The 19,296-nt window shown below is 37.2% G+C and carries 17 protein-coding genes, 1 tRNA gene, 3 pseudogenes and 1 other annotated feature; all 21 genes and pseudogenes read right to left on the reverse strand.

Features of this window, described 5'->3' with window-relative positions; genetic code table 11:
* Positions 1-446, reverse strand: a 446-nt coding sequence (locus TCEL_RS10065; RefSeq protein WP_040684028.1) for a GTP-binding protein, incomplete at its 3' end; no start/stop codon positions are given.
* Between the two features lie 26 nt (positions 447-472).
* Entirely contained in the window at positions 473-2,551 is a 2,079-nt protein-coding gene (fusA, locus tag TCEL_RS10070) for an elongation factor G (protein WP_018663734.1), read from the reverse strand.
* Between the two features lie 94 nt (positions 2,552-2,645).
* Entirely contained in the window at positions 2,646-3,116 is a 471-nt protein-coding gene (gene rpsG, locus TCEL_RS10075; protein ID WP_018663736.1) for a 30S ribosomal protein S7, read from the reverse strand.
* A gap of 132 nt (positions 3,117-3,248) precedes the next feature.
* The gene (gene rpsL / locus TCEL_RS10080; protein WP_018663738.1) at positions 3,249-3,623 is read right to left on the reverse strand and encodes a 30S ribosomal protein S12; all 375 of its coding nucleotides are present in this window, start codon (positions 3,621-3,623) and stop codon (positions 3,249-3,251) included.
* Positions 3,624-3,677: 54 nt separating this feature from the next.
* A complete protein-coding gene (locus tag TCEL_RS10085; protein ID WP_018663740.1) occupies positions 3,678-3,920 on the reverse strand; it encodes a ribosomal L7Ae/L30e/S12e/Gadd45 family protein in 243 nt (80 codons plus the stop codon).
* Between the two features lie 118 nt (positions 3,921-4,038).
* On the reverse strand, positions 4,039-7,566 hold the full coding sequence (rpoC, locus tag TCEL_RS10090) for a DNA-directed RNA polymerase subunit beta' (protein WP_018663742.1): 3,528 nt from the start codon (positions 7,564-7,566) through the stop codon (positions 4,039-4,041).
* 68 nt (positions 7,567-7,634) lie between these two features.
* Complete coding sequence (locus TCEL_RS10095) at positions 7,635-8,498, reverse strand: DNA-directed RNA polymerase subunit beta (protein ID WP_018663744.1); 864 nt, start codon at positions 8,496-8,498, stop codon at positions 7,635-7,637.
* 16 nt (positions 8,499-8,514) lie between these two features.
* Positions 8,515-11,856 (reverse strand): annotated as a pseudogene (gene rpoB, locus TCEL_RS10100) (DNA-directed RNA polymerase subunit beta); the annotation flags it as partial.
* Positions 11,857-12,136: 280 nt separating this feature from the next.
* Positions 12,137-12,505 (reverse strand): 50S ribosomal protein L7/L12, encoded by a 369-nt coding sequence (rplL, locus tag TCEL_RS10105; protein ID WP_018663748.1) that lies wholly within the window; start codon positions 12,503-12,505, stop codon positions 12,137-12,139.
* 29 nt (positions 12,506-12,534) lie between these two features.
* Positions 12,535-13,032 carry a 50S ribosomal protein L10 gene (gene rplJ, locus TCEL_RS10110; protein ID WP_018663750.1) on the reverse strand — a complete coding sequence of 166 codons (498 nt, stop codon included), beginning with the start codon at positions 13,030-13,032 and terminating at the stop codon, positions 12,535-12,537.
* Between the two features lie 33 nt (positions 13,033-13,065).
* Positions 13,066-13,191, reverse strand: a sequence feature (ribosomal protein L10 leader region).
* Between the two features lie 45 nt (positions 13,192-13,236).
* On the reverse strand, positions 13,237-13,932 hold the full coding sequence (gene rplA, locus TCEL_RS10115; protein ID WP_018663752.1) for a 50S ribosomal protein L1: 696 nt from the start codon (positions 13,930-13,932) through the stop codon (positions 13,237-13,239).
* A gap of 58 nt (positions 13,933-13,990) precedes the next feature.
* Complete coding sequence (gene rplK, locus TCEL_RS10120; RefSeq protein ID WP_018663753.1) at positions 13,991-14,416, reverse strand: 50S ribosomal protein L11; 426 nt, start codon at positions 14,414-14,416, stop codon at positions 13,991-13,993.
* 28 nt (positions 14,417-14,444) lie between these two features.
* Positions 14,445-14,963: a transcription termination/antitermination protein NusG gene (gene nusG, locus TCEL_RS10125; protein WP_018663755.1), complete on the reverse strand. Its 519-nt coding sequence runs from the start codon at positions 14,961-14,963 to the stop codon at positions 14,445-14,447.
* 40 nt (positions 14,964-15,003) lie between these two features.
* Entirely contained in the window at positions 15,004-15,207 is a 204-nt protein-coding gene (gene secE / locus TCEL_RS10130) for a preprotein translocase subunit SecE (RefSeq protein ID WP_018663757.1), read from the reverse strand.
* Positions 15,208-15,230: 23 nt separating this feature from the next.
* The gene (gene rpmG / locus TCEL_RS10135) at positions 15,231-15,380 is read right to left on the reverse strand and encodes a 50S ribosomal protein L33 (RefSeq protein ID WP_018663758.1); all 150 of its coding nucleotides are present in this window, start codon (positions 15,378-15,380) and stop codon (positions 15,231-15,233) included.
* A gap of 163 nt (positions 15,381-15,543) precedes the next feature.
* Positions 15,544-16,053 (reverse strand): annotated as a pseudogene (locus tag TCEL_RS10140) (EF-Tu C-terminal domain-related protein); the annotation flags it as partial.
* Positions 16,054-16,056: 3 nt separating this feature from the next.
* The gene (tuf, locus tag TCEL_RS10145) at positions 16,057-17,259 is read right to left on the reverse strand and encodes an elongation factor Tu (protein ID WP_018663759.1); all 1,203 of its coding nucleotides are present in this window, start codon (positions 17,257-17,259) and stop codon (positions 16,057-16,059) included.
* Between the two features lie 22 nt (positions 17,260-17,281).
* Positions 17,282-17,725, reverse strand: a pseudogene (locus TCEL_RS10150) (GTP-binding protein); the annotation flags it as partial.
* A 197-nt stretch (positions 17,726-17,922) separates the two neighbouring features.
* Positions 17,923-17,998, reverse strand: a tRNA-Thr gene (locus tag TCEL_RS10155).
* A gap of 64 nt (positions 17,999-18,062) precedes the next feature.
* Complete coding sequence (gene sigH, locus TCEL_RS10160) at positions 18,063-18,674, reverse strand: RNA polymerase sporulation sigma factor SigH (protein ID WP_373867049.1); 612 nt, start codon at positions 18,672-18,674, stop codon at positions 18,063-18,065.
* Between the two features lie 102 nt (positions 18,675-18,776).
* On the reverse strand, positions 18,777-19,295 hold the full coding sequence (locus tag TCEL_RS10165) for an NYN domain-containing protein (protein WP_018663762.1): 519 nt from the start codon (positions 19,293-19,295) through the stop codon (positions 18,777-18,779).
* Position 19,296 lies beyond the last annotated feature (1 nt).

Here is a 19,296-nt window from a genome sequence, read left to right on the forward strand (position 1 = left end):
AGGTCAATTAGTTCTGGGTCGTCTACCATGTCTGCCTTGTTTAAGAATACTACAATGTATGGAACACCAACTTGTCTTGCTAGTAGTATGTGCTCTCTTGTTTGTGGCATTGGACCGTCTGCTGCACTAACAACTAGTATAGCTCCGTCCATTTGCGCTGCTCCTGTAATCATGTTCTTTACGTAGTCAGCGTGTCCTGGACAGTCTACGTGTGCATAGTGTCTTGCTTCTGTTTCATATTCAACGTGTGCTGTGTTGATTGTAATTCCTCTTTCCTTTTCTTCTGGTGCCTTATCTATTTCGTCATACTTTGTTGCTTGCGCTCTTCCATATTGAGCTAATACTGTTGTTATTGCTGCTGTTAATGTTGTCTTCCCATGGTCAACGTGTCCTATTGTTCCTACGTTAACGTGTGGCTTCTTTCTCTCAAAATGTGCCTTTGCCATTTCTCTTCTCCTCCTTTATTTATATATTATTCTTTATTTCTTTCACCAACTATTTGAGCTTGAATGCTAGCTGGCACTTCTTCATATGTTGCAAATTGCATTACGTAAGTTCCTCTACCTTGTGTTCTTGAACGTAGAGTTGTTGCATATCCAAACATTTCAGCAAGTGGAACATATGCTCTTATAACTTGAGCACCATTTCTTGGTTCCATACCTTCTATTCTACCTCTTCTTGAGTTGATGTCTCCCATTACATCTCCCATGTATTCTTCTGGAACAACAACTTCAACCTTCATTATTGGTTCAAGAAGAACTGGGTCAGCCTTTTGCATTGCATTCTTGAATGCCATTGAACCTGCAATCTTGAATGCCATTTCTGATGAGTCAACTTCGTGGTATGAACCGTCAAATAGAACTACCTTACAGTCTATAACTGGGTATCCTGCAACAACACCACTTGTCATAGCTTCTTGGATACCTGCATCTACTGCTGGGATATATTCCTTTGGAATTACACCACCAACGATGTTGTTAACGAATTCGTATCCCTTACCTCTTTCTTGTGGTATAAGTTCTATCCAACAGTGACCATATTGTCCACGTCCACCTGATTGTCTTACGAACTTACCTTCAGCCTTAACAGCCTTTCTAATTGTTTCTTTGTAAGCAACTTGTGGCTTACCAACATTACATTCAACCTTGAATTCTCTTTGAAGTCTGTCAACAATTATTTCAAGGTGTAGCTCACCCATACCAGCTATAATTGTTTGACCTGTTTCTTGGTCAGTGTATGTTCTAAATGATGGGTCTTCTTCTGCTAGCTTTTGTAGTGATAGAGCAAGCTTTTCTTGACCTGCCTTTGTCTTTGGTTCAATTGCAACTGAGATAACTGGTTCTGGGAATTCCATCTTTTCTAGAATTATTGGCTTTTCTGGATCACAAAGAGTATCTCCTGTTGTAACATCCTTTAGACCTACAACAGCACCGATATCTCCTGCTCTTATTTCTTCTACTTCTTCTCTGTGGTTAGCGTGCATCTTAACAAGTCTTCCGATTCTTTCCTTCTTACCCTTTGTTGAGTTAAGTACATAAGTACCTGCAGTAAGAACACCTGAATATACTCTTGTGAATACTAGCTTTCCAACGAATGGGTCAGCCATTATCTTAAATGCAAGTGCTGATAGTGGTTCATCATCGCTTGCATGTCTTTCATCTTCTTCACCTGAATCTGGATTGATACCCTTTACTGATGGGATATCAATTGGTGATGGTAGGAATTCAACAACTGCGTCAAGAAGTGGTTGAACCCCTTTGTTCTTGTATGAAGAACCACAGCATACAGGAACTATTTCTCCAGCTATTGTAGCCTTTCTAAGTCCTGCTTTTATTTCTTCTACAGTGAATTCTTCACCTTCTAAGTACTTCATCATTAGTTCTTCATCTGTTTCAGCAACAGCTTCTATTAAGTTTGTTCTGTATTCTTCTGCAAGATCCTTTAGATCTTCTGGAATTTCAGTTTCTTCAGCCTTTGTTCCAAGGTCATCAGTGTAGATTATAGCTTCATTTCTTATAAGGTCGATAACACCCTTGAATGTATCTTCCTTACCTATTGGTAATTGGATTGGTACTGGCTTAGCTCCAAGTCTATCCTTCATCATTTGGATAACGTTGAAGAAGTCAGCTCCCATAATGTCCATCTTGTTAACATAAGCTATTCTTGGAACACCGTACTTGTCTGCCTGTCTCCAAACTGTTTCAGATTGTGGCTCAACTCCACCCTTTGCACAGAATACTGCAACTGCACCATCAAGTACACGAAGTGATCTTTCAACTTCTACTGTAAAGTCTACGTGTCCTGGTGTATCTATTATGTTTATAGTGTGTCCTTTCCATTGGCAAGTTGTCGCTGCTGATGTAATTGTGATACCTCTTTCTTGCTCTTGTACCATCCAGTCCATTGTAGCAGCGCCTTCATGAACTTCACCTATTTTGTGAGTTCTACCAGTGTAGAAAAGAATACGTTCTGTTGTAGTTGTCTTACCTGCATCTATGTGCGCCATTATACCTATATTTCTAACCTTCTCAAGTGGTACTAATCTCGGCACTATATTTCCTCCTCTCTAGGATACTATTTGTATATAGGGAAACCCTAAATGCACATTAAAAGTATGTGCATTTAGGGTAATTTTTATAAATTTATTACCATCTATAGTGAGCAAATGCCTTGTTAGCTTCTGCCATCTTATGAGTATCTTCTTTCTTCTTAACAGCTGCTCCTGTGTTGTTAGCTGCATCCATTATTTCATTAGCAAGCTTAAGTCTCATGTACTTTTCGCCTCTATTTCTTGCAGCTTCAACTAACCATCTAATTCCTAGTGTTTGTCTTCTATCTGGTCTTACTTCAACAGGAACTTGGTAAGTTGCACCACCTATTCTTCTTGCCTTAACTTCAAGAACAGGCATAACATTGTTCATAGCAGCTTCAAATACTTCTAGTGGATCTTTTCCTGTCTTTTCTCTTATTATATCAAATGCATCGTAGCAAATCTTTTGTGCTACGCCCTTCTTCCCGTCCCACATAATCTTATTGATAAGCTTTGTTACAACAGTGCTATTGTATATTGGATCAGGAAGTACTTCTCTCTTTGGTACATAACCCTTTCTTGGCACTTTTCTTCCCTCCTTAACATTAAAGTTTAAGTTCATCGGTACTCGGCCTTCGCCGCAAAGTGCTCTGTTAATGCAATCTATTATAACCCAGAAGGAGATAGCATTGCATTGCACACAGCACTAAATATTAAATTACTTCTTTGGTCTCTTAGTACCGTATTTTGATCTTTGTTGCTTTCTGTTAGCAACACCAGCACAGTCAAGAGCTCCTCTTACGATGTGGTATCTAACACCTGGAAGGTCCTTTACTCTTCCACCTCTTATAAGAACAACGCTGTGTTCTTGTAGGTTGTGTCCTTCACCTGGGATGTATGCAGTTACTTCAATTCCATTTGTTAGCCTTACTCTGGCAATCTTTCTTAGCGCTGAGTTTGGCTTCTTTGGAGTTGTAGTCTTAACTACTGTACATACACCTCTCTTTTGAGGACAAGCCTTTAGAGCTGGTGACTTTGACTTCTTTTGAACCTTTTCTCTTCCAAGTCTTACTAGCTGGTTAATTGTTGGCATATGTGCACCTCCTTCCAAAAGTAGAACACAAAATATATAAAATAAAAATATTAGCTATTCCTTAAGAATGCATGCTGCAGAGGCCCCTACATCAATACCACATAGTCTTCCTAGTTCATCCATTGAATCAACCATAACAAGCTCAACCTTATTTTCTGTACAAAGATCAATTATAGGTTGAGTTACCTTTTTATCTGCGTCCTTTGCAACATACACTATTTTTGCTGTTGCCTGCTTGATTGCCTTTAATGTTTGTTTTGCTCCTACTATCTTTTTGTTTGGCAACTTACCACTCATTTTATCACCCTCTAAAAAGGCAAAAATACATTGACTATGGACAGCAAAATGCTGTCCCATAGTCACACAAACTTAATTTTAACATCTAAAATACAATGTGTCAACAATAGTGTTGTTATTATTTTGTTAATTCACCACTAGTATTTTCATCCTCAACTGTTGTAATTTGTATACTTCTGTACTTAGTCATACCAGTTCCTGCTGGTATTAACTTACCTATAATTACGTTTTCCTTTAATCCTACAAGTGGGTCTATCTTACCTTTTATTGCTGCATCTGTAAGAACTCTTGTAGTTTCTTGGAATGATGCTGCTGATAGGAATGAGTCTGTAGCTAAAGCGGCCTTTGTTATACCAAGTAATGCTACTTTACCTTCAGCCTTTCTTAGACCTTTTTCTTCAGCTTCTCTATTTACCTCTTCAAACTCAAACATATCTACTAAGCTACCTGGTAGTAGATCAGTATCTCCAGCATCTTCTACTTTAATCTTTCTCATCATCTGTTTAATTATTATTTCTAGATGCTTGTCGTTTATATCAACACCTTGCATTCTGTAAACCTTTTGTACTTCAGCAAGTAAGTATGCCCTTACTGCTTCAACACCCTTAATTCTTAATAGGTCATGTGGGTTAACTGAACCTTCTGTTAATAGGTCACCTGCTTCTATAACTTGACCATCGTATACCTTTAATCTTGAACCATATGGTATTGGATATACTCTCTCTTCTCCAGAATTTGATGTTACTGTTACTAACTTTCTCTTTCTATCTTCTGTTACCTTAACTAATCCGCCAATTTCTGAGATAATTGCAAGTCCCTTTGGTTTTCTAGCTTCAAATAGCTCTTCTACTCTTGGTAAACCTTGTGTGATGTCTGCACCAGCTACACCACCTGTGTGGAAAGTTCTCATTGTAAGCTGAGTACCTGGTTCACCGATTGATTGTGCAGCTATTATACCTACTGCTTCACCTATATTTGTCTTATCGCCTGTAGCCATGTTCATACCATAGCACTTTGAACATACTCCATATCTTGTTTTACATGTGAATACACTTCTAATCTTAACCTTTTGTATTCCTAGCTTTTCTATCTTGTTTGCAATTTCTTCAGTAATGTATTCATTTTTAGCAACAATTAGCTCTCCTGTTTCTGGGTTTACAACATCTTCTGCTGCATATCTACCATAGATTCTATCCTTTAATGGTTCAATTACTTCGTTTCCATCCTTTATTGCTTCAACATAGAATCCTTCTTGAGTACCACAATCTTCTTCTCTTACTATAACGTCTTGTGATACGTCAACAAGTCTTCTTGTTAGGTAACCTGAGTCAGCAGTTCTTAATGCTGTATCCGCAAGACCTTTTCTTGCACCGTGTGTTGAAATGAAGTACTCAAGCACGTTAAGACCTTCACGGAAGCTTGCTCTAATTGGAAGCTCTATGATCTTACCTGATGGGTTTGCCATAAGACCTCTCATACCACAAAGCTGTCTTATTTGGTTCTTAGAACCTCTCGCTCCTGAATGTGCCATCATGAATATTGGATTTAGTTTATCAAAGCTATCCATTAGAGCATTAGTAACTGCTTCTGTTGTCTTAGTCCATGTATCAATAACGCTATTGTATCTTTCTTCTTCTGAGATTAGACCTCTTCTAAACATCTTTTGAATTTCATCAACTGTTGCATCTGCTTGTGCTAGCAATTCCTTTTTAGCCTCAGGAATAATCATGTCTGAAACTGAAACAGTAATTGCACCTCTAGTTGAGAATTTAAATCCTAGTGCCTTTATCTTATCTAATGTAATTGCTGTTTCAGTTGGACCATGCTTCTTATAAACTCTATCTACTATCTTACCTAGTTGCTTCTTATCTACTAGGAAATCAACTTCTAAATCAAACATCTTTTCTGGGTCATTTCTATCTACAAAGCCTAAATCCTGTGGTATAGCTTCGTTAAATATAATTCTACCTGGTGTTGTTTGTATTATCTTGCTTAACTTTTGACCGTTTACTTCTTTAGTCATCTTTACGTTAATTTTTGCATGTATTCCAACTTCACCTAGCTGATAAGCTAGTAGCACTTCTTCTGGTGATGAGAAGTATTTTCCTTCTCCCTTTTCTCCCTCTTTTTCTATTGTTAGATAGTATGAACCAAGTACCATGTCTTGTGTTGGAACAGTTACTGGTTTACCATCTGAAGGCTTTAACATGTTGTGTGCTGCAAGCATTAAGAATCTTGCTTCAGCCTGTGCTTCTACTGATAGAGGTACGTGAACTGCCATTTGGTCTCCGTCGAAGTCTGCGTTGTATGCTGTACATACAAGTGGATGAAGTTTAATCGCACGTCCCTCTACTAAAACTGGTTGGAATGCTTGAATACCAAGTCTATGTAGAGTAGGAGCACGGTTTAGTAAAACTGGATGATCTTGAATTACTTCTTCTAATATATCCCAAACTTGATTGTTTACCTTTTCAACCATCTTCTTAGCACTTTTTATGTTATGAGTTATTCCCTTGTCAACAAGAGCCTTCATAACAAAAGGTTTAAATAACTCAAGTGCCATTTCCTTTGGAAGACCACATTGATACATCTTAAGTTCTGGACCAACAACTATAACTGAACGTCCTGAATAGTCAACACGCTTACCAAGTAGGTTTTGACGGAATCTACCCTGCTTACCCTTTAACATATCTGAAAGTGACTTTAGTGGTCTATTTCCAGGACCAGTAACAGGTCTTCCACGTCTTCCATTATCTATTAGTGCATCAACAGCTTCTTGAAGCATTCTCTTTTCATTTCTAACTATAATATCTGGAGCTCCAAGATCAAGAAGTCTCTTTAATCTGTTATTTCTATTAATAACTCTTCTATATAGATCGTTTAAGTCTGATGTTGCAAATCTACCACCATCTAATTGTACCATTGGTCTTAGATCTGGTGGAATTACTGGAATTACATCAAGTATCATCCATTCTGGCTTATTATTTGACTTTCTAAAAGCCTCTACAACTTCAAGTCTTCTAATAGTTCTAACCTTCTTTTGTCCTGTACTATTTTCTAATTCTGCTCTTAATTCCTTTGCAAGCTTTTCTAAATCTATTTCCTTTAGAAGCTCTTTTATAGCTTCTGCTCCCATTCCTGCTCTAAAGGAACCTTCACCATACTTTTCAATTGCTTCTCTATATTCCTTTTCAGTTAACACTTGCTTCTTTGATAGACCAGTATTACCTGGATCTATTACTACATATGCTGCAAAATATAGTACCTTTTCAAGTGATCTTGGTGACATATCAAGAATTAGTCCCATTCTTGATGGGATGCCCTTAAAATACCAAATATGTGATACTGGAGCTGCAAGCTCAATATGTCCCATTCTTTCACGTCTTACCTTTGACTTTGTAACCTCAACACCACATCTATCACATACAATACCTTTATATCTTACTCTTTTGTATTTACCACAGTGACATTCCCAGTCCTTAACAGGACCAAATATTCTTTCACAGAAAAGACCGTCCTTTTCTGGCTTTAAAGTTCTGTAGTTTATTGTTTCTGGTTTTTTAACTTCTCCCTTTGACCACTCTCTTATTTTTTCTGGAGAAGCAAGACCTATCTGGATGGAATCAAAATTATTTAATTCGAACAAGAGGACATCCTCCCTTCATTTTTTGTTATGGACTGCCTACAACATAAGTGTAGGCAGTCTATATCTTATTATTCTTCAAAATCATCAAAACCATTTAAATCATCATCTAAACCGAAGTCAACATCCACCTTCATGTCCTCATCCATAAGTGATGATATATCCATATCTTCATCCATCATATCTTCATTGTCTTCAGTTTCTTCATAAACAACATCTTCTTGAGGTGATGGTGGGAATATTCCTTCTACGCTTTCCATAGTTTCTTGCATTTCTTCTAAATCATCTTCTATATCTTCTTTAATTGCAATTTCTTGTTTATCATCAGTTAGTACCTTAACATCTAGACATAGTGATTGTAATTCCTTGATTAGAACCTTAAAGGATTCTGGTACACCAGGTTCTGGAATGTTTTCACCTTTAACAATTGCTTCATATGTCTTAACACGACCTACAACGTCGTCAGACTTAACTGTTAACAACTCTTGAAGCATATGAGCAGCACCGTAGGCTTCTATTGCCCAAACTTCCATTTCACCAAATCTTTGACCACCAAATTGTGCTTTACCACCTAGTGGTTGTTGAGTAACAAGTGAGTATGGTCCTGTTGATCTTGCGTGTATCTTATCGTCAACAAGGTGAGCAAGTTTTAACATGTACATGTAACCTACAGTTACTCTATTATCAAATTCTTCACCTGTTCTACCATCTCTTAAGGTTATCTTACCATCTGGGCTGAATCCTGCCATTTCTAAGCACTTTTCTATATCCTCTTCTGTTGCACCATCAAATACTGGAGTTGCTACATGCCATCCTAGTTTTGATGCCGCAAGTCCTAAGTGTACTTCTAGAACCTGACCGATGTTCATACGTGATGGAACACCAAGTGGGTTTAATACTATTTGTAGTGGTCTACCATCTGGTAAATATGGCATGTCTTCAACTGGTAATACTCTTGAGATAACACCCTTNTTGAAGCATATGAGCAGCACCGTAGGCTTCTATTGCCCAAACTTCCATTTCACCAAATCTTTGACCACCAAATTGTGCTTTACCACCTAGTGGTTGTTGAGTAACAAGTGAGTATGGTCCTGTTGATCTTGCGTGTATCTTATCGTCAACAAGGTGAGCAAGTTTTAACATGTACATGTAACCTACAGTTACTCTATTATCAAATTCTTCACCTGTTCTACCATCTCTTAAGGTTATCTTACCATCTGGGCTGAATCCTGCCATTTCTAAGCACTTTTCTATATCCTCTTCTGTTGCACCATCAAATACTGGAGTTGCTACATGCCATCCTAGTTTTGATGCCGCAAGTCCTAAGTGTACTTCTAGAACCTGACCGATGTTCATACGTGATGGAACACCAAGTGGGTTTAATACTATTTGTAGTGGTCTACCATCTGGTAAATATGGCATGTCTTCAACTGGTAATACTCTTGAGATAACACCCTTGTTACCGTGACGACCAGCCATCTTGTCACCAACAGATATCTTTCTCTTTTGTGCAATGTATACTCTTACAAGTTCATTTACTCCAGGTGGTAGTTCATCACCATTTTCTCTTGTAAATATCTTAACATCTACTATTATACCTGCTTCTCCGTGTGGTACTCTAAGTGATGTATCTCTAACTTCTCTTGCCTTCTCTCCAAATATTGCTCTAAGCAATCTCTCTTCAGCAGTTAACTCTGTTTCTCCCTTTGGAGTTACCTTTCCAACAAGTATATCTCCTGCTCTAACCTCTGCACCTATTCTTATAATTCCTCTTTCATCAAGATCCTTAAGAGCGTCTTCTCCAACATTTGGAATGTCCCTTGTTATTTCTTCTGGTCCAAGTTTTGTATCTCTAGCTTCACATTCATACTCTTCTATATGAATTGATGTAAATACATCGTTCATTACAAGTTCTTCTGAAATTAGTATAGCGTCCTCGTAGTTGTAACCTTCCCAAGTCATGAAACCAATTAATATGTTTTTACCAAGTGCAATTTCGCCTTGGTCAATTGAAGGTCCATCTGCTATTATATCGCCCTTCTTTACTCTGTCTCCTTCATTTACTATTGGTCTTTGATTTATGCATGTTCCTTGGTTTGATCTCTTGAACTTTATTAGCTTATAAGTATCAATCTTACCATCTTCATCTCTCTTTATTTGAATCATATCACCAGTTACCTTTACAACAACTCCATCAGCCTTAGCAAGAGGAATTACCCCTGAGTCTTTAGCAGCCTTATACTCAATACCTGTTCCTACTATTGGTGCCTCTGTCTTAATTAGTGGCACTGCTTGACGTTGCATGTTTGAACCCATTAGGGCTCTGTTTGCGTCGTCATTTTCAAGGAAAGGTATCATAGCTGTTGCAACTGATACAATTTGCTTTGGTGATACGTCCATTAAATCTACTTGGTTTGGTGATACAACTACTATTTCCTTCTTAGCTCTTGCTGTAACTCTCTTGTCTATAAATCTTCCATTTTCATCAAGTGGTTCGTTAGCTTGAGCTATTATATATTGGTCTTCCTCATCTGCTGTTAAATAAACAACTTTATCTGTAACAATACCATTTTCCTTATCAACTATTCTATATGGAGTTTGAATAAAACCATATTCATTAACTCTTGCATAGGTTGCAAGTGAGTTTATAAGACCTATGTTTGGACCTTCTGGTGTTTCGATAGGACACATTCTACCATAGTGTGAGTGGTGAACGTCTCTTACTTCGAATCCAGCTCTTTCTCTTGAAAGACCTCCAGGACCTAGTGCAGAAAGTCTTCTTTTGTGTGTAAGCTCTGATAGTGGGTTTGTTTGGTCCATAAATTGTGAAAGCTGTGAGCTACCAAAGAACTCTTTAATAGCTGCTGCAACAGGTCTTATATTTATTAGCTGCTGTGGAGTTACTACATCTAGATCTTGAATGGTCATTCTTTCCTTAATTACTCTTTCCATTCTGGATAGACCAATTCTAAATTGATTTTGTAGTAATTCTCCAACCGCTCTTAATCTTCTATTTCCAAGATGGTCTATATCATCAACATATCCAATTCCAAAGGATAGATTTAAGCAGTAGCTAATTGTTGCAAAAATGTCATCCTTAATTATATGCTTTGGAATTAATTGATGTATATTTTGTCTTATTGCATCCTTTACATCTTCTTCATCTTGATATTCATCCAATATAGCTTTTAGTGTAGGATAGTGAACGAATTCTCTTATATTTAAATCGCTTAAATCGTATGGTAGATTTAGGCTATGAATATCAACAAAGTTATTGCCTATTACCCTAACTCTCTTCCCTTCAACAAGAACATCAACTACATTTATACCTGCATTTTGAATAGCCCAAGCCTTTTCTCTTGATATCTTTTGGCCTTCTTCAACAAGAATTTCTCCTGTTTCAGGGTGAGCAATGGTATCGGCAGCAACTTGACCATTAATTCTCATTGCAAGTGCTAATTTCTTATTAAACTTATATCTTCCTACTCTTGATAAGTCGTATCTCTTAGGATCAAAGAATAATCCTTCTAATAGTGCAGTTGCACTCTCAACAGTTGGTGGTTCACCTGGTCTTAATCTCTTATAAATTTCAATTAAACCTTCTTCTGTTGACTTTGTGCTGTCCTTTTCAATAGTAGCTCTTAAATGCTCATCTTCTCCAAAGAATTGTATTATTTCATTATCTAAACCTAAACCAAGTGCTCTAATAAACACTGTTAAAGGCAACTTTCTTGTTTTATCTATTCTAACATAGATAATGTCATTTGAATCTGTCTCGTACTCTATCCATGCTCCTCTATTTGGTATTATTGTTGAGGAGTATAGTCTCTTACCTGACTTATCAATTGTTTCAGCATAGTAAGCACCAGGTGATCTAACCAACTGGCTTACTATAACTCTCTCTGCACCATTAATGACAAATGTTCCTTGCTCTGTCATTAATGGAAAATCTCCCATGAATACCTCTTGATCTTTAACTTCACCTGTTTCCTTGTTTACAAGTCTTACCTTTACCTTTAAAGGAGCTGCATATGTAGCATCTCTCTCTTTGCATTCTTCAACAGTATATTTGATGTTGTCATAGTCCAATTTGTAGTCTATGAATTCTAAAACTAAATTTCCTGTGTAATCAGTAATCGGGTTAACATCTTCAAATACTTCCTTTAACCCTTCATCTAAGAACCATTGATATGAATTGAGCTGTACCTCGATAAGATTAGGCATGTCGATTACTTCTTTGATTTTTGAGAAGCTCATCCTAGTTCTTCTACCGACTTGAACTGGATGCACGATGTTGTTTTCAGGATGTACCATTAAAATCTCACCCCTTATGTATTGATAAATAACAGTTGACAGTTTATATACAGATAAATAAAATTATTATCAGCTATCATTATATTTTTTACATATTAGCTAAATTATATACAAAATATAATATATATTTGCATAGTAATCCCATTATTCATGCATTTTATTATAATATCATAACATTTTTTCCTAGTCAAGAATATATATCTAAAAATGGATAAAAAAAAGTGCTGCATTGCAGCACTTTTTTCTTGCCTATCTTAAATTACTTTATTTCTACAGTTGCTCCAACTTCAGCAAGCTTTGCCTTGATTTGTTCTGCTTCTTCCTTGCTTACGCCTTCCTTTAGTGTCTTTGGAGCGTTGTCAACTAGGTCCTTAGCTTCCTTTAATCCAAGACCTGTTAATTCTCTTACAACCTTGATTACCTTAACCTTTTCAGCACCAGCGTTTGCTAGGATTACATCGAATTCAGTCTTTTCTTCAGCTGCTGGAGCTGCTGCAGCTGCTGCACCTGCTACTGCAACTGGAGCTGCTGCGCTTACACCAAACTTTTCTTCGCATGCCTTTACTAATTCATTTAGTTCAAGAACAGTCATATTTTCTATAGCTTGAATGATTTCTTGAATTGTCATTTTCAAACACCTCCACTAATTTTTAATAATTATGCATTTGCTTCTTCTTTTTGTTTTCTAATAGCATCAAGCACATAAACAAGGCTTGATAGTGGTGACTTGATACTTCCAAGGAATTTTGCAATAAGTACTTCTCTTGGTGGAACCTTTGATAGTTCAATAACCTTAGCAGTGTCGTATACTTCTCCTTGAACAACACCTGCTTTTAGTTGGATAGCCTTATTGTTTTCAGCGAAGTTTGCAAGTATTCTTGCTGGAGCAGTTGGATCATCATATCCAAATGCTATAGCAACTGGTCCTTCGAAATATTGATCAAGACCTTCAATACCTGCTTCCTTAGCTGCTCTTAAAGCTAGTGTGTTCTTTACAACTTTGTATTCTACACCTGCTTCTCTCATCTTCTTACGAAGCTCTGTATCTTGCTCAACTGTGATGCCTATATATGATGTCAAAATAGCAGCTTGGGCTTTTTGGAATTTTTCTGCAAGCTCTCTAACTTTAGCTTCTTTGATTTCTCTGTTGCCCACCGTTTACACCTCCTTGTCTTTTATATAGGCCTTTTGCACAACACAAAAGGCCTCCCGTAGACATAGAGAGGCCTAAATATCATATCTAAAACCTCGGTAGGTTGGTTACCCGTTATGCCTACTGGCACCTACTGTCTACGGCGTTTTTTTCGTATTCAGTTCGACTGTATTATTATATCAAAATCCAAGCAGCATGTCAATATATTATTCAAGTGTCTTTGCTGGGTTGATCTTTATTCCAGGACCCATTGTGCTTGAAACTGTAACACTCTTAATGTATTGTCCCTTTGCTGCTGCTGGCTTAGCCTTTATAATAGCTTCCATTAAAGTATGGAAGTTATCAAGTAACTTATCAGTTCCAAATGACTTCTTACCAATTGGAACGTGTACTATAGCAGTCTTGTCAACTCTGTATTCAACCTTACCTGCCTTAATTTCTGCTATTGCCTTAGCAACATCAAATGTAACTGTACCTGATTTTGGGTTTGGCATTAATCCCTTTGGACCAAGAATCTTACCTAGTCTACCTACAACACCCATCATATCTGGAGTTGCAACAACTACATCGTAATCAAACCAGTTTTCCTTTTGGATCTTATCTACTAATTCTTCAGCACCTACATAGTCAGCTCCTGCTGCTTCTGCTTCCTTAGCCTTTTCTCCCTTAGCAAACACTAAAACCTTAACAGTCTTACCTGTTCCGTGTGGAAGAACAACTGCTCCTCTAACTTGTTGATCTGCATGTCTTGGGTCTACACCAAGTCTTACGTGTACTTCAATTGTTTCATCAAACTTTGCCTTTGCAGTTTGAATTGCTAAATCAAGAGCTTCTCTTGGAGTGTATAATACACTTCTATCAACTAGCTTAGCGCTTTCTAAATAATTCTTTCCTCTTTTCATTTCTTAACCCTCCTTATGTGGTATTAGCGGTAATAACCTCCCACTTTCAAGCAGGAAATTACTCTACTATTTCAATTCCCATACTTCTAGCTGTTCCCTTGATCATGCTGATAGCTGCTTCAAGTGAACCTGCATTTAGGTCTGGCATCTTAAGTTCAGCGATTTCTCTAACCTTAGCCATTGAAACCTTACCAACCTTTTGCTTGTTTGGTACTGCTGAACCTGATTCAATTCCAGCTGCCTTCTTTAGTAGAACTGCTGCTGGTGGAGTCTTTAGAATAAAGCTGAATGATCTGTCTTGGTAAATTGTGATAACAACTGGGATTATAAGTCCTGCTTGGTTTGCAGTCTTAGCATTGAATTCCTTACAGAATCCCATGATGTTAACACCATGTTGACCTAGTGCTGGACCTACTGGTGGCGCTGGAGTAGCCTTACCTGCAGGTAATTGAAGTTTTACCATACCTACTACTTTCTTTGCCATTGTCTGTACACCTCCTTAAGATAAGAAATCATATCTTTTCAATCTGGTTAAAATCTAGTTCGACTGGAGTTTCCCTACCGAACATATTAACCAGAGCTTTTATCTTTTTCTTTTCATAGTTTATTTCCTGGATTTGAGCTATGAAACTTTCAAGGGCACCACTTGTTATTCTTACATTTTCTCCAACTTCTACATCAATTAATTGAACAGGTTCAACTATTCCCATAGCCTCAACTTCTTCATCTGTTAGAGGAACTGGCTTAGAACCTGGTCCAACAAATCCAGTAACGCCCCTTGTGTTTCTAACCACATACCATGACTCATCTGTCATTATCATTTTTACTAGTACATATCCAGGAAATCTCTTTCTCTGTACTACTCTAGTTTTGTCATTCTTTGTTTCAACAACATCTTCTAATGGTATTTGAATATCGTGTATAAGGTGATGCAATCCTCTGTTTTCTATTGTCTTTTCTAGATTTGCCTTTACCTTATTCTCATAACCTGAATATGTGTGTACAACATACCATCTTGCTTTTTCTACCATATCTTAAGGGACTAACTTTAAATAGTCCCTCCCTCCTTTTTTACTTAAAATAATTGAGGACACCTTTTAGTATGTTACTAAAAACTGAATCATATACAGTTATAACTAATGTAAAGAACAACATAACCACAAGTGTCTTAATTGTTGATTCCTTAACATCTTCCCAAGTAGGCCATGTAATCTTCTTAAATTCGGCCTTTATATCTTTAAAATATGAGATTACCCCATTTGTTTTAGCTGCCATAAAATTCACATCCTTAAACAAAATTACTTTGTTTCCTTGTGAAGTGTGTGCTTTTTGCAGAATTTGCAGTACTTGTTAAGTTCTATTCTATCTGGGTCATTCTTCTTATTTTTTGTTGTGTGATAATTTCTTTGCTTGCATTCTGTACAAGCTAATGTTATCTTTACTCTCACCTTCTACACCTCCTAGTTGAGAAAAGTGCTACCCTACTATTTTTAAGCATTCCATTTTAATTTAACACAAATACAGTATTATGTCAAGAATACAAAATAATTTAACAAAATTCATTTTAAAAGAAAATAGGAAGCCTAGGATAACCCTAAGCTCCCAGTTTTATTATTCAAAAATCTTTGCAACAACACCAGCACCAACAGTTCTTCCACCTTCACGGATAGCGAATCTTAATCCTTCTTCCATTGCTATTGGAGTGATTAGTTCAACTTCCATGTTGATGTGGTCTCCTGGCATACACATTTCAACGCCTTCTGGTAACTTAATTGATCCAGTAACGTCTGTTGTTCTGAAGTAGAATTGTGGTCTGTATCCGTTGAAGAATGGAGTATGTCTTCCACCTTCTTCTTTCTTTAATACGTATACTTGACCTTCAAATCTCTTGTGTGGATTTACTGTTCCTGGCTTTGCTAGTACTTGACCTCTTTCGATTTCGTCTCTTGTTACACCTCTTAGAAGTGCTCCTATGTTGTCTCCTGCTTCTGCTTGATCAAGTACCTTTCTGAACATTTCTACTCCAGTTACTACTGTCTTCTTCTTTTCATCTGATAGTCCTACGATTTCTACTTCGTCTCCTACCTTTAGTACTCCTCTTTCTACTCTACCAGTTGCAACNTATTATTCAAAAATCTTTGCAACAACACCAGCACCAACAGTTCTTCCACCTTCACGGATAGCGAATCTTAATCCTTCTTCCATTGCTATTGGAGTGATTAGTTCAACTTCCATGTTGATGTGGTCTCCTGGCATACACATTTCAACGCCTTCTGGTAACTTAATTGATCCAGTAACGTCTGTTGTTCTGAAGTAGAATTGTGGTCTGTATCCGTTGAAGAATGGAGTATGTCTTCCACCTTCTTCTTTCTTTAATACGTATACTTGACCTTCAAATCTCTTGTGTGGATTTACTGTTCCTGGCTTTGCTAGTACTTGACCTCTTTCGATTTCGTCTCTTGTTACACCTCTTAGAAGTGCTCCTATGTTGTCTCCTGCTTCTGCTTGATCAAGTACCTTTCTGAACATTTCTACTCCAGTTACTACTGTCTTCTTCTTTTCATCTGATAGTCCTACGATTTCTACTTCGTCTCCTACCTTTAGTACTCCTCTTTCTACTCTACCAGTTGCAACTGTTCCTCTACCTGTTATTGTGAATACGTCTTCTACTGGCATTAGGAATGGCTTATCCTTATCTCTTTCTGGTGTTGGAATGTAGCTGTCTATTGTATCCATAAGTTCTAGAATCTTTCCACACCATTGACATTCTCTCTTTCCACATCCACATTCAAGTGCTTGTAGTGCTGATCCTACTACGATTGGTGTGTCATCTCCTGGGAATTCATATTCGTTTAGTAGGTCTCTGATTTCCATTTCTACTAGGTCAATTAGTTCTGGGTCGTCTACCATGTCTGCCTTGTTTAAGAATACTACAATGTATGGAACACCAACTTGTCTTGCTAGTAGTATGTGCTCTCTTGTTTGTGGCATTGGACCGTCTGCTGCACTAACAACTAGTATAGCTCCGTCCATTTGCGCTGCTCCTGTAATCATGTTCTTTACGTAGTCAGCGTGTCCTGGACAGTCTACGTGTGCATAGTGTCTTGCTTCTGTTTCATATTCAACGTGTGCTGTGTTGATTGTAATTCCTCTTTCCTTTTCTTCTGGTGCCTTATCTATTTCGTCATACTTTGTTGCTTGCGCTCTTCCATATTGAGCTAATACTGTTGTTATTGCTGCTGTTAATGTTGTCTTCCCATGGTCAACGTGTCCTATTGTTCCTACGTTAACGTGTGGCTTCTTTCTCTCAAAATGTGCCTTTGCCATTTCTCTTCTCCTCCTTTATCTAGTCAATTAGTTCTGGGTCGTCTACCATGTCTGCCTTGTTTAAGAATACTACAATGTATGGAACACCAACTTGTCTTGCTAGTAGTATGTGCTCTCTTGTTTGTGGCATTGGACCGTCTGCTGCACTAACAACTAGTATAGCTCCGTCCATTTGCGCTGCTCCTGTAATCATGTTCTTTACGTAGTCAGCGTGTCCTGGACAGTCTACGTGTGCATAGTGTCTTGCTTCTGTTTCATATTCAACGTGTGCTGTGTTGATTGTAATTCCTCTTTCCTTTTCTTCTGGTGCCTTATCTATTTCGTCATACTTTGTTGCTTGCGCTCTTCCATATTGAGCTAATACTGTTGTTATTGCTGCTGTTAATGTTGTCTTTCCATGGTCAACGTGTCCTATTGTTCCTACGTTAACGTGTGGCTTCTTTCTCTCAAAATGTGCCTTTGCCATTTCTCTTCTCCTCCTTTATGTATGGTTTTTTGTGTGCACCTTTGAACTTCCCTTTGAGGGATTCCTGCTTCATTGATACTAAATCTCCACAGGCGTAACTTCGGATTGTTCAAACCCTAGTTTATTTATTCGCCCTATGATTAGGACGATATGTTTGGCATTTAAACTTACCCTGGTGTTTCTTTTATGTAAAATAATGGAGCCCATGATCGGGATTGAACCGACGACCTCCACCTTACCAAGGTGACGCTCTGCCTACTGAGCTACATGGGCAAAGCTCTGTTTATACTTCAGTATTATATTCTACACTCTTTAAAAAAATATGTCAATATAATAATCATTCTTCCATAAGTAGCTTCTCTATTTTTCTCTTTACTCTTTGAAGTGCATTATCTATAGATTTTGCATGTCTATCTAAATCACAAGCAATTTCTTGATATGATTTACCATTTAAATAGCTTCTTAATACCTCAAGTTCAAGGTCACTTAAAACTTCCTTCATCCTTCTTTCTATTTTTCTTCTCTGCTCTTTACTAATAATAAGCTCTTCTGGATCTGATACATATATTGTCGATAAAACATCCATAAGGGTTCTATCTGATTCTTCATCATATACAGGTTTATTTAACGATATGTAGCTATTTAATGGTATATGTTTTTGTCTAGTTGCAGTTTTTATTGCTGTTATTATTTGTCTTGTTATGCATATCTCTGCAAAAGCCCTAAATGAAGCTAATGTCTCGGGCTTAAAGTCCCTTATGGCTTTATATAATCCAATCATACCCTCTTGATATAAATCTTCCTTCTCTGCACCAACTATAAAATATGTTTTAGCCTTTGATTTAACATAATTCTTATATTTATTTATTAAATATTCCTCTGCTTTATTATCCCCCTTTTTTGCTAGTTCAACAACTTCTTCATCTACCATTTCATCATAATTAAGCACTTTCTTTTCTAAAGCCGCATTACAACTCAATTTAACCCCCCCTAAATCAAAGGCTCAACTAAGTTCAATTATAATGCTTAATATTACATAAATCAAGTATTTTCAAGACTTTCGACGCAATTTTTCAAGTTTTTCCAAAATTTCTTCATCTAATATATCTGCAATTCTCACTGTTTTTTCTGTATAGCTAATATTCGACTTTTTTCTTACATCCTTCTGCAGAGCTTCTATTTCCCACAAAAGCTCATTTGGTGTAATTCTTGCTCCCCCCATCTGTAGAGCTATCCTCTGTTCAACATAATCAGATGTAACAACATAAACTTGACCTATCTTTGAATATAACGGAACATTCCTTTCTATATAGCAATCAGCCGTCTCACCTTCTCTTGTATATACAACATCAATATTTCCAATCTTATATTTACTCTCTATGTTTCCCTTCTTTAAATGAGCATCAAATACAACAGTTATATTTATATTTTTTATAACAGAATATTCCTGCAACATATCAACCAATTTATCCCTTGCATAATCTAAGTTTTCATCCTTTAAATCTTTTAAACCCTTCCACTGATTTATTACGTTATATCCATCTACAAACATGTACCTTAGCTCTTTCACC

Source organism: Thermobrachium celere DSM 8682 (assembly GCF_000430995.1).
GTDB classification, from domain to species: domain Bacteria; phylum Bacillota; class Clostridia; order Clostridiales; family Caloramatoraceae; genus Thermobrachium; species Thermobrachium celere.

Excerpts from the sequence above, each read along its gene's own strand:
- rpsL (WP_018663738.1), bottom strand. The coding sequence starts at position 3,623 with ATGCCAACAATTAACCAGCTAGTAAGACTTGGAAGAGAAAAGGTTCAA.
- TCEL_RS10085 (WP_018663740.1), bottom strand. The coding sequence starts at position 3,920 with ATGAGTGGTAAGTTGCCAAACAAAAAGATAGTAGGAGCAAAACAAACA.
- TCEL_RS10095 (WP_018663744.1), bottom strand. The coding sequence starts at position 8,498 with ATGCCATATTTACCAGATGGTAGACCACTACAAATAGTATTAAACCCA.
- rplL (WP_018663748.1), bottom strand. The coding sequence starts at position 12,505 with ATGACAATTCAAGAAATCATTCAAGCTATAGAAAATATGACTGTTCTT.
- rplA (WP_018663752.1), bottom strand. The coding sequence starts at position 13,932 with ATGAAAAGAGGAAAGAATTATTTAGAAAGCGCTAAGCTAGTTGATAGA.
- rplK (WP_018663753.1), bottom strand. The coding sequence starts at position 14,416 with ATGGCAAAGAAAGTAGTAGGTATGGTAAAACTTCAATTACCTGCAGGT.
- nusG (WP_018663755.1), bottom strand. The coding sequence starts at position 14,963 with ATGGTAGAAAAAGCAAGATGGTATGTTGTACACACATATTCAGGTTAT.
- secE (WP_018663757.1), bottom strand. The coding sequence starts at position 15,207 with ATGGCAGCTAAAACAAATGGGGTAATCTCATATTTTAAAGATATAAAG.
- tuf (WP_018663759.1), bottom strand. The coding sequence starts at position 17,259 with ATGGCAAAGGCACATTTTGAGAGAAAGAAGCCACACGTTAACGTAGGA.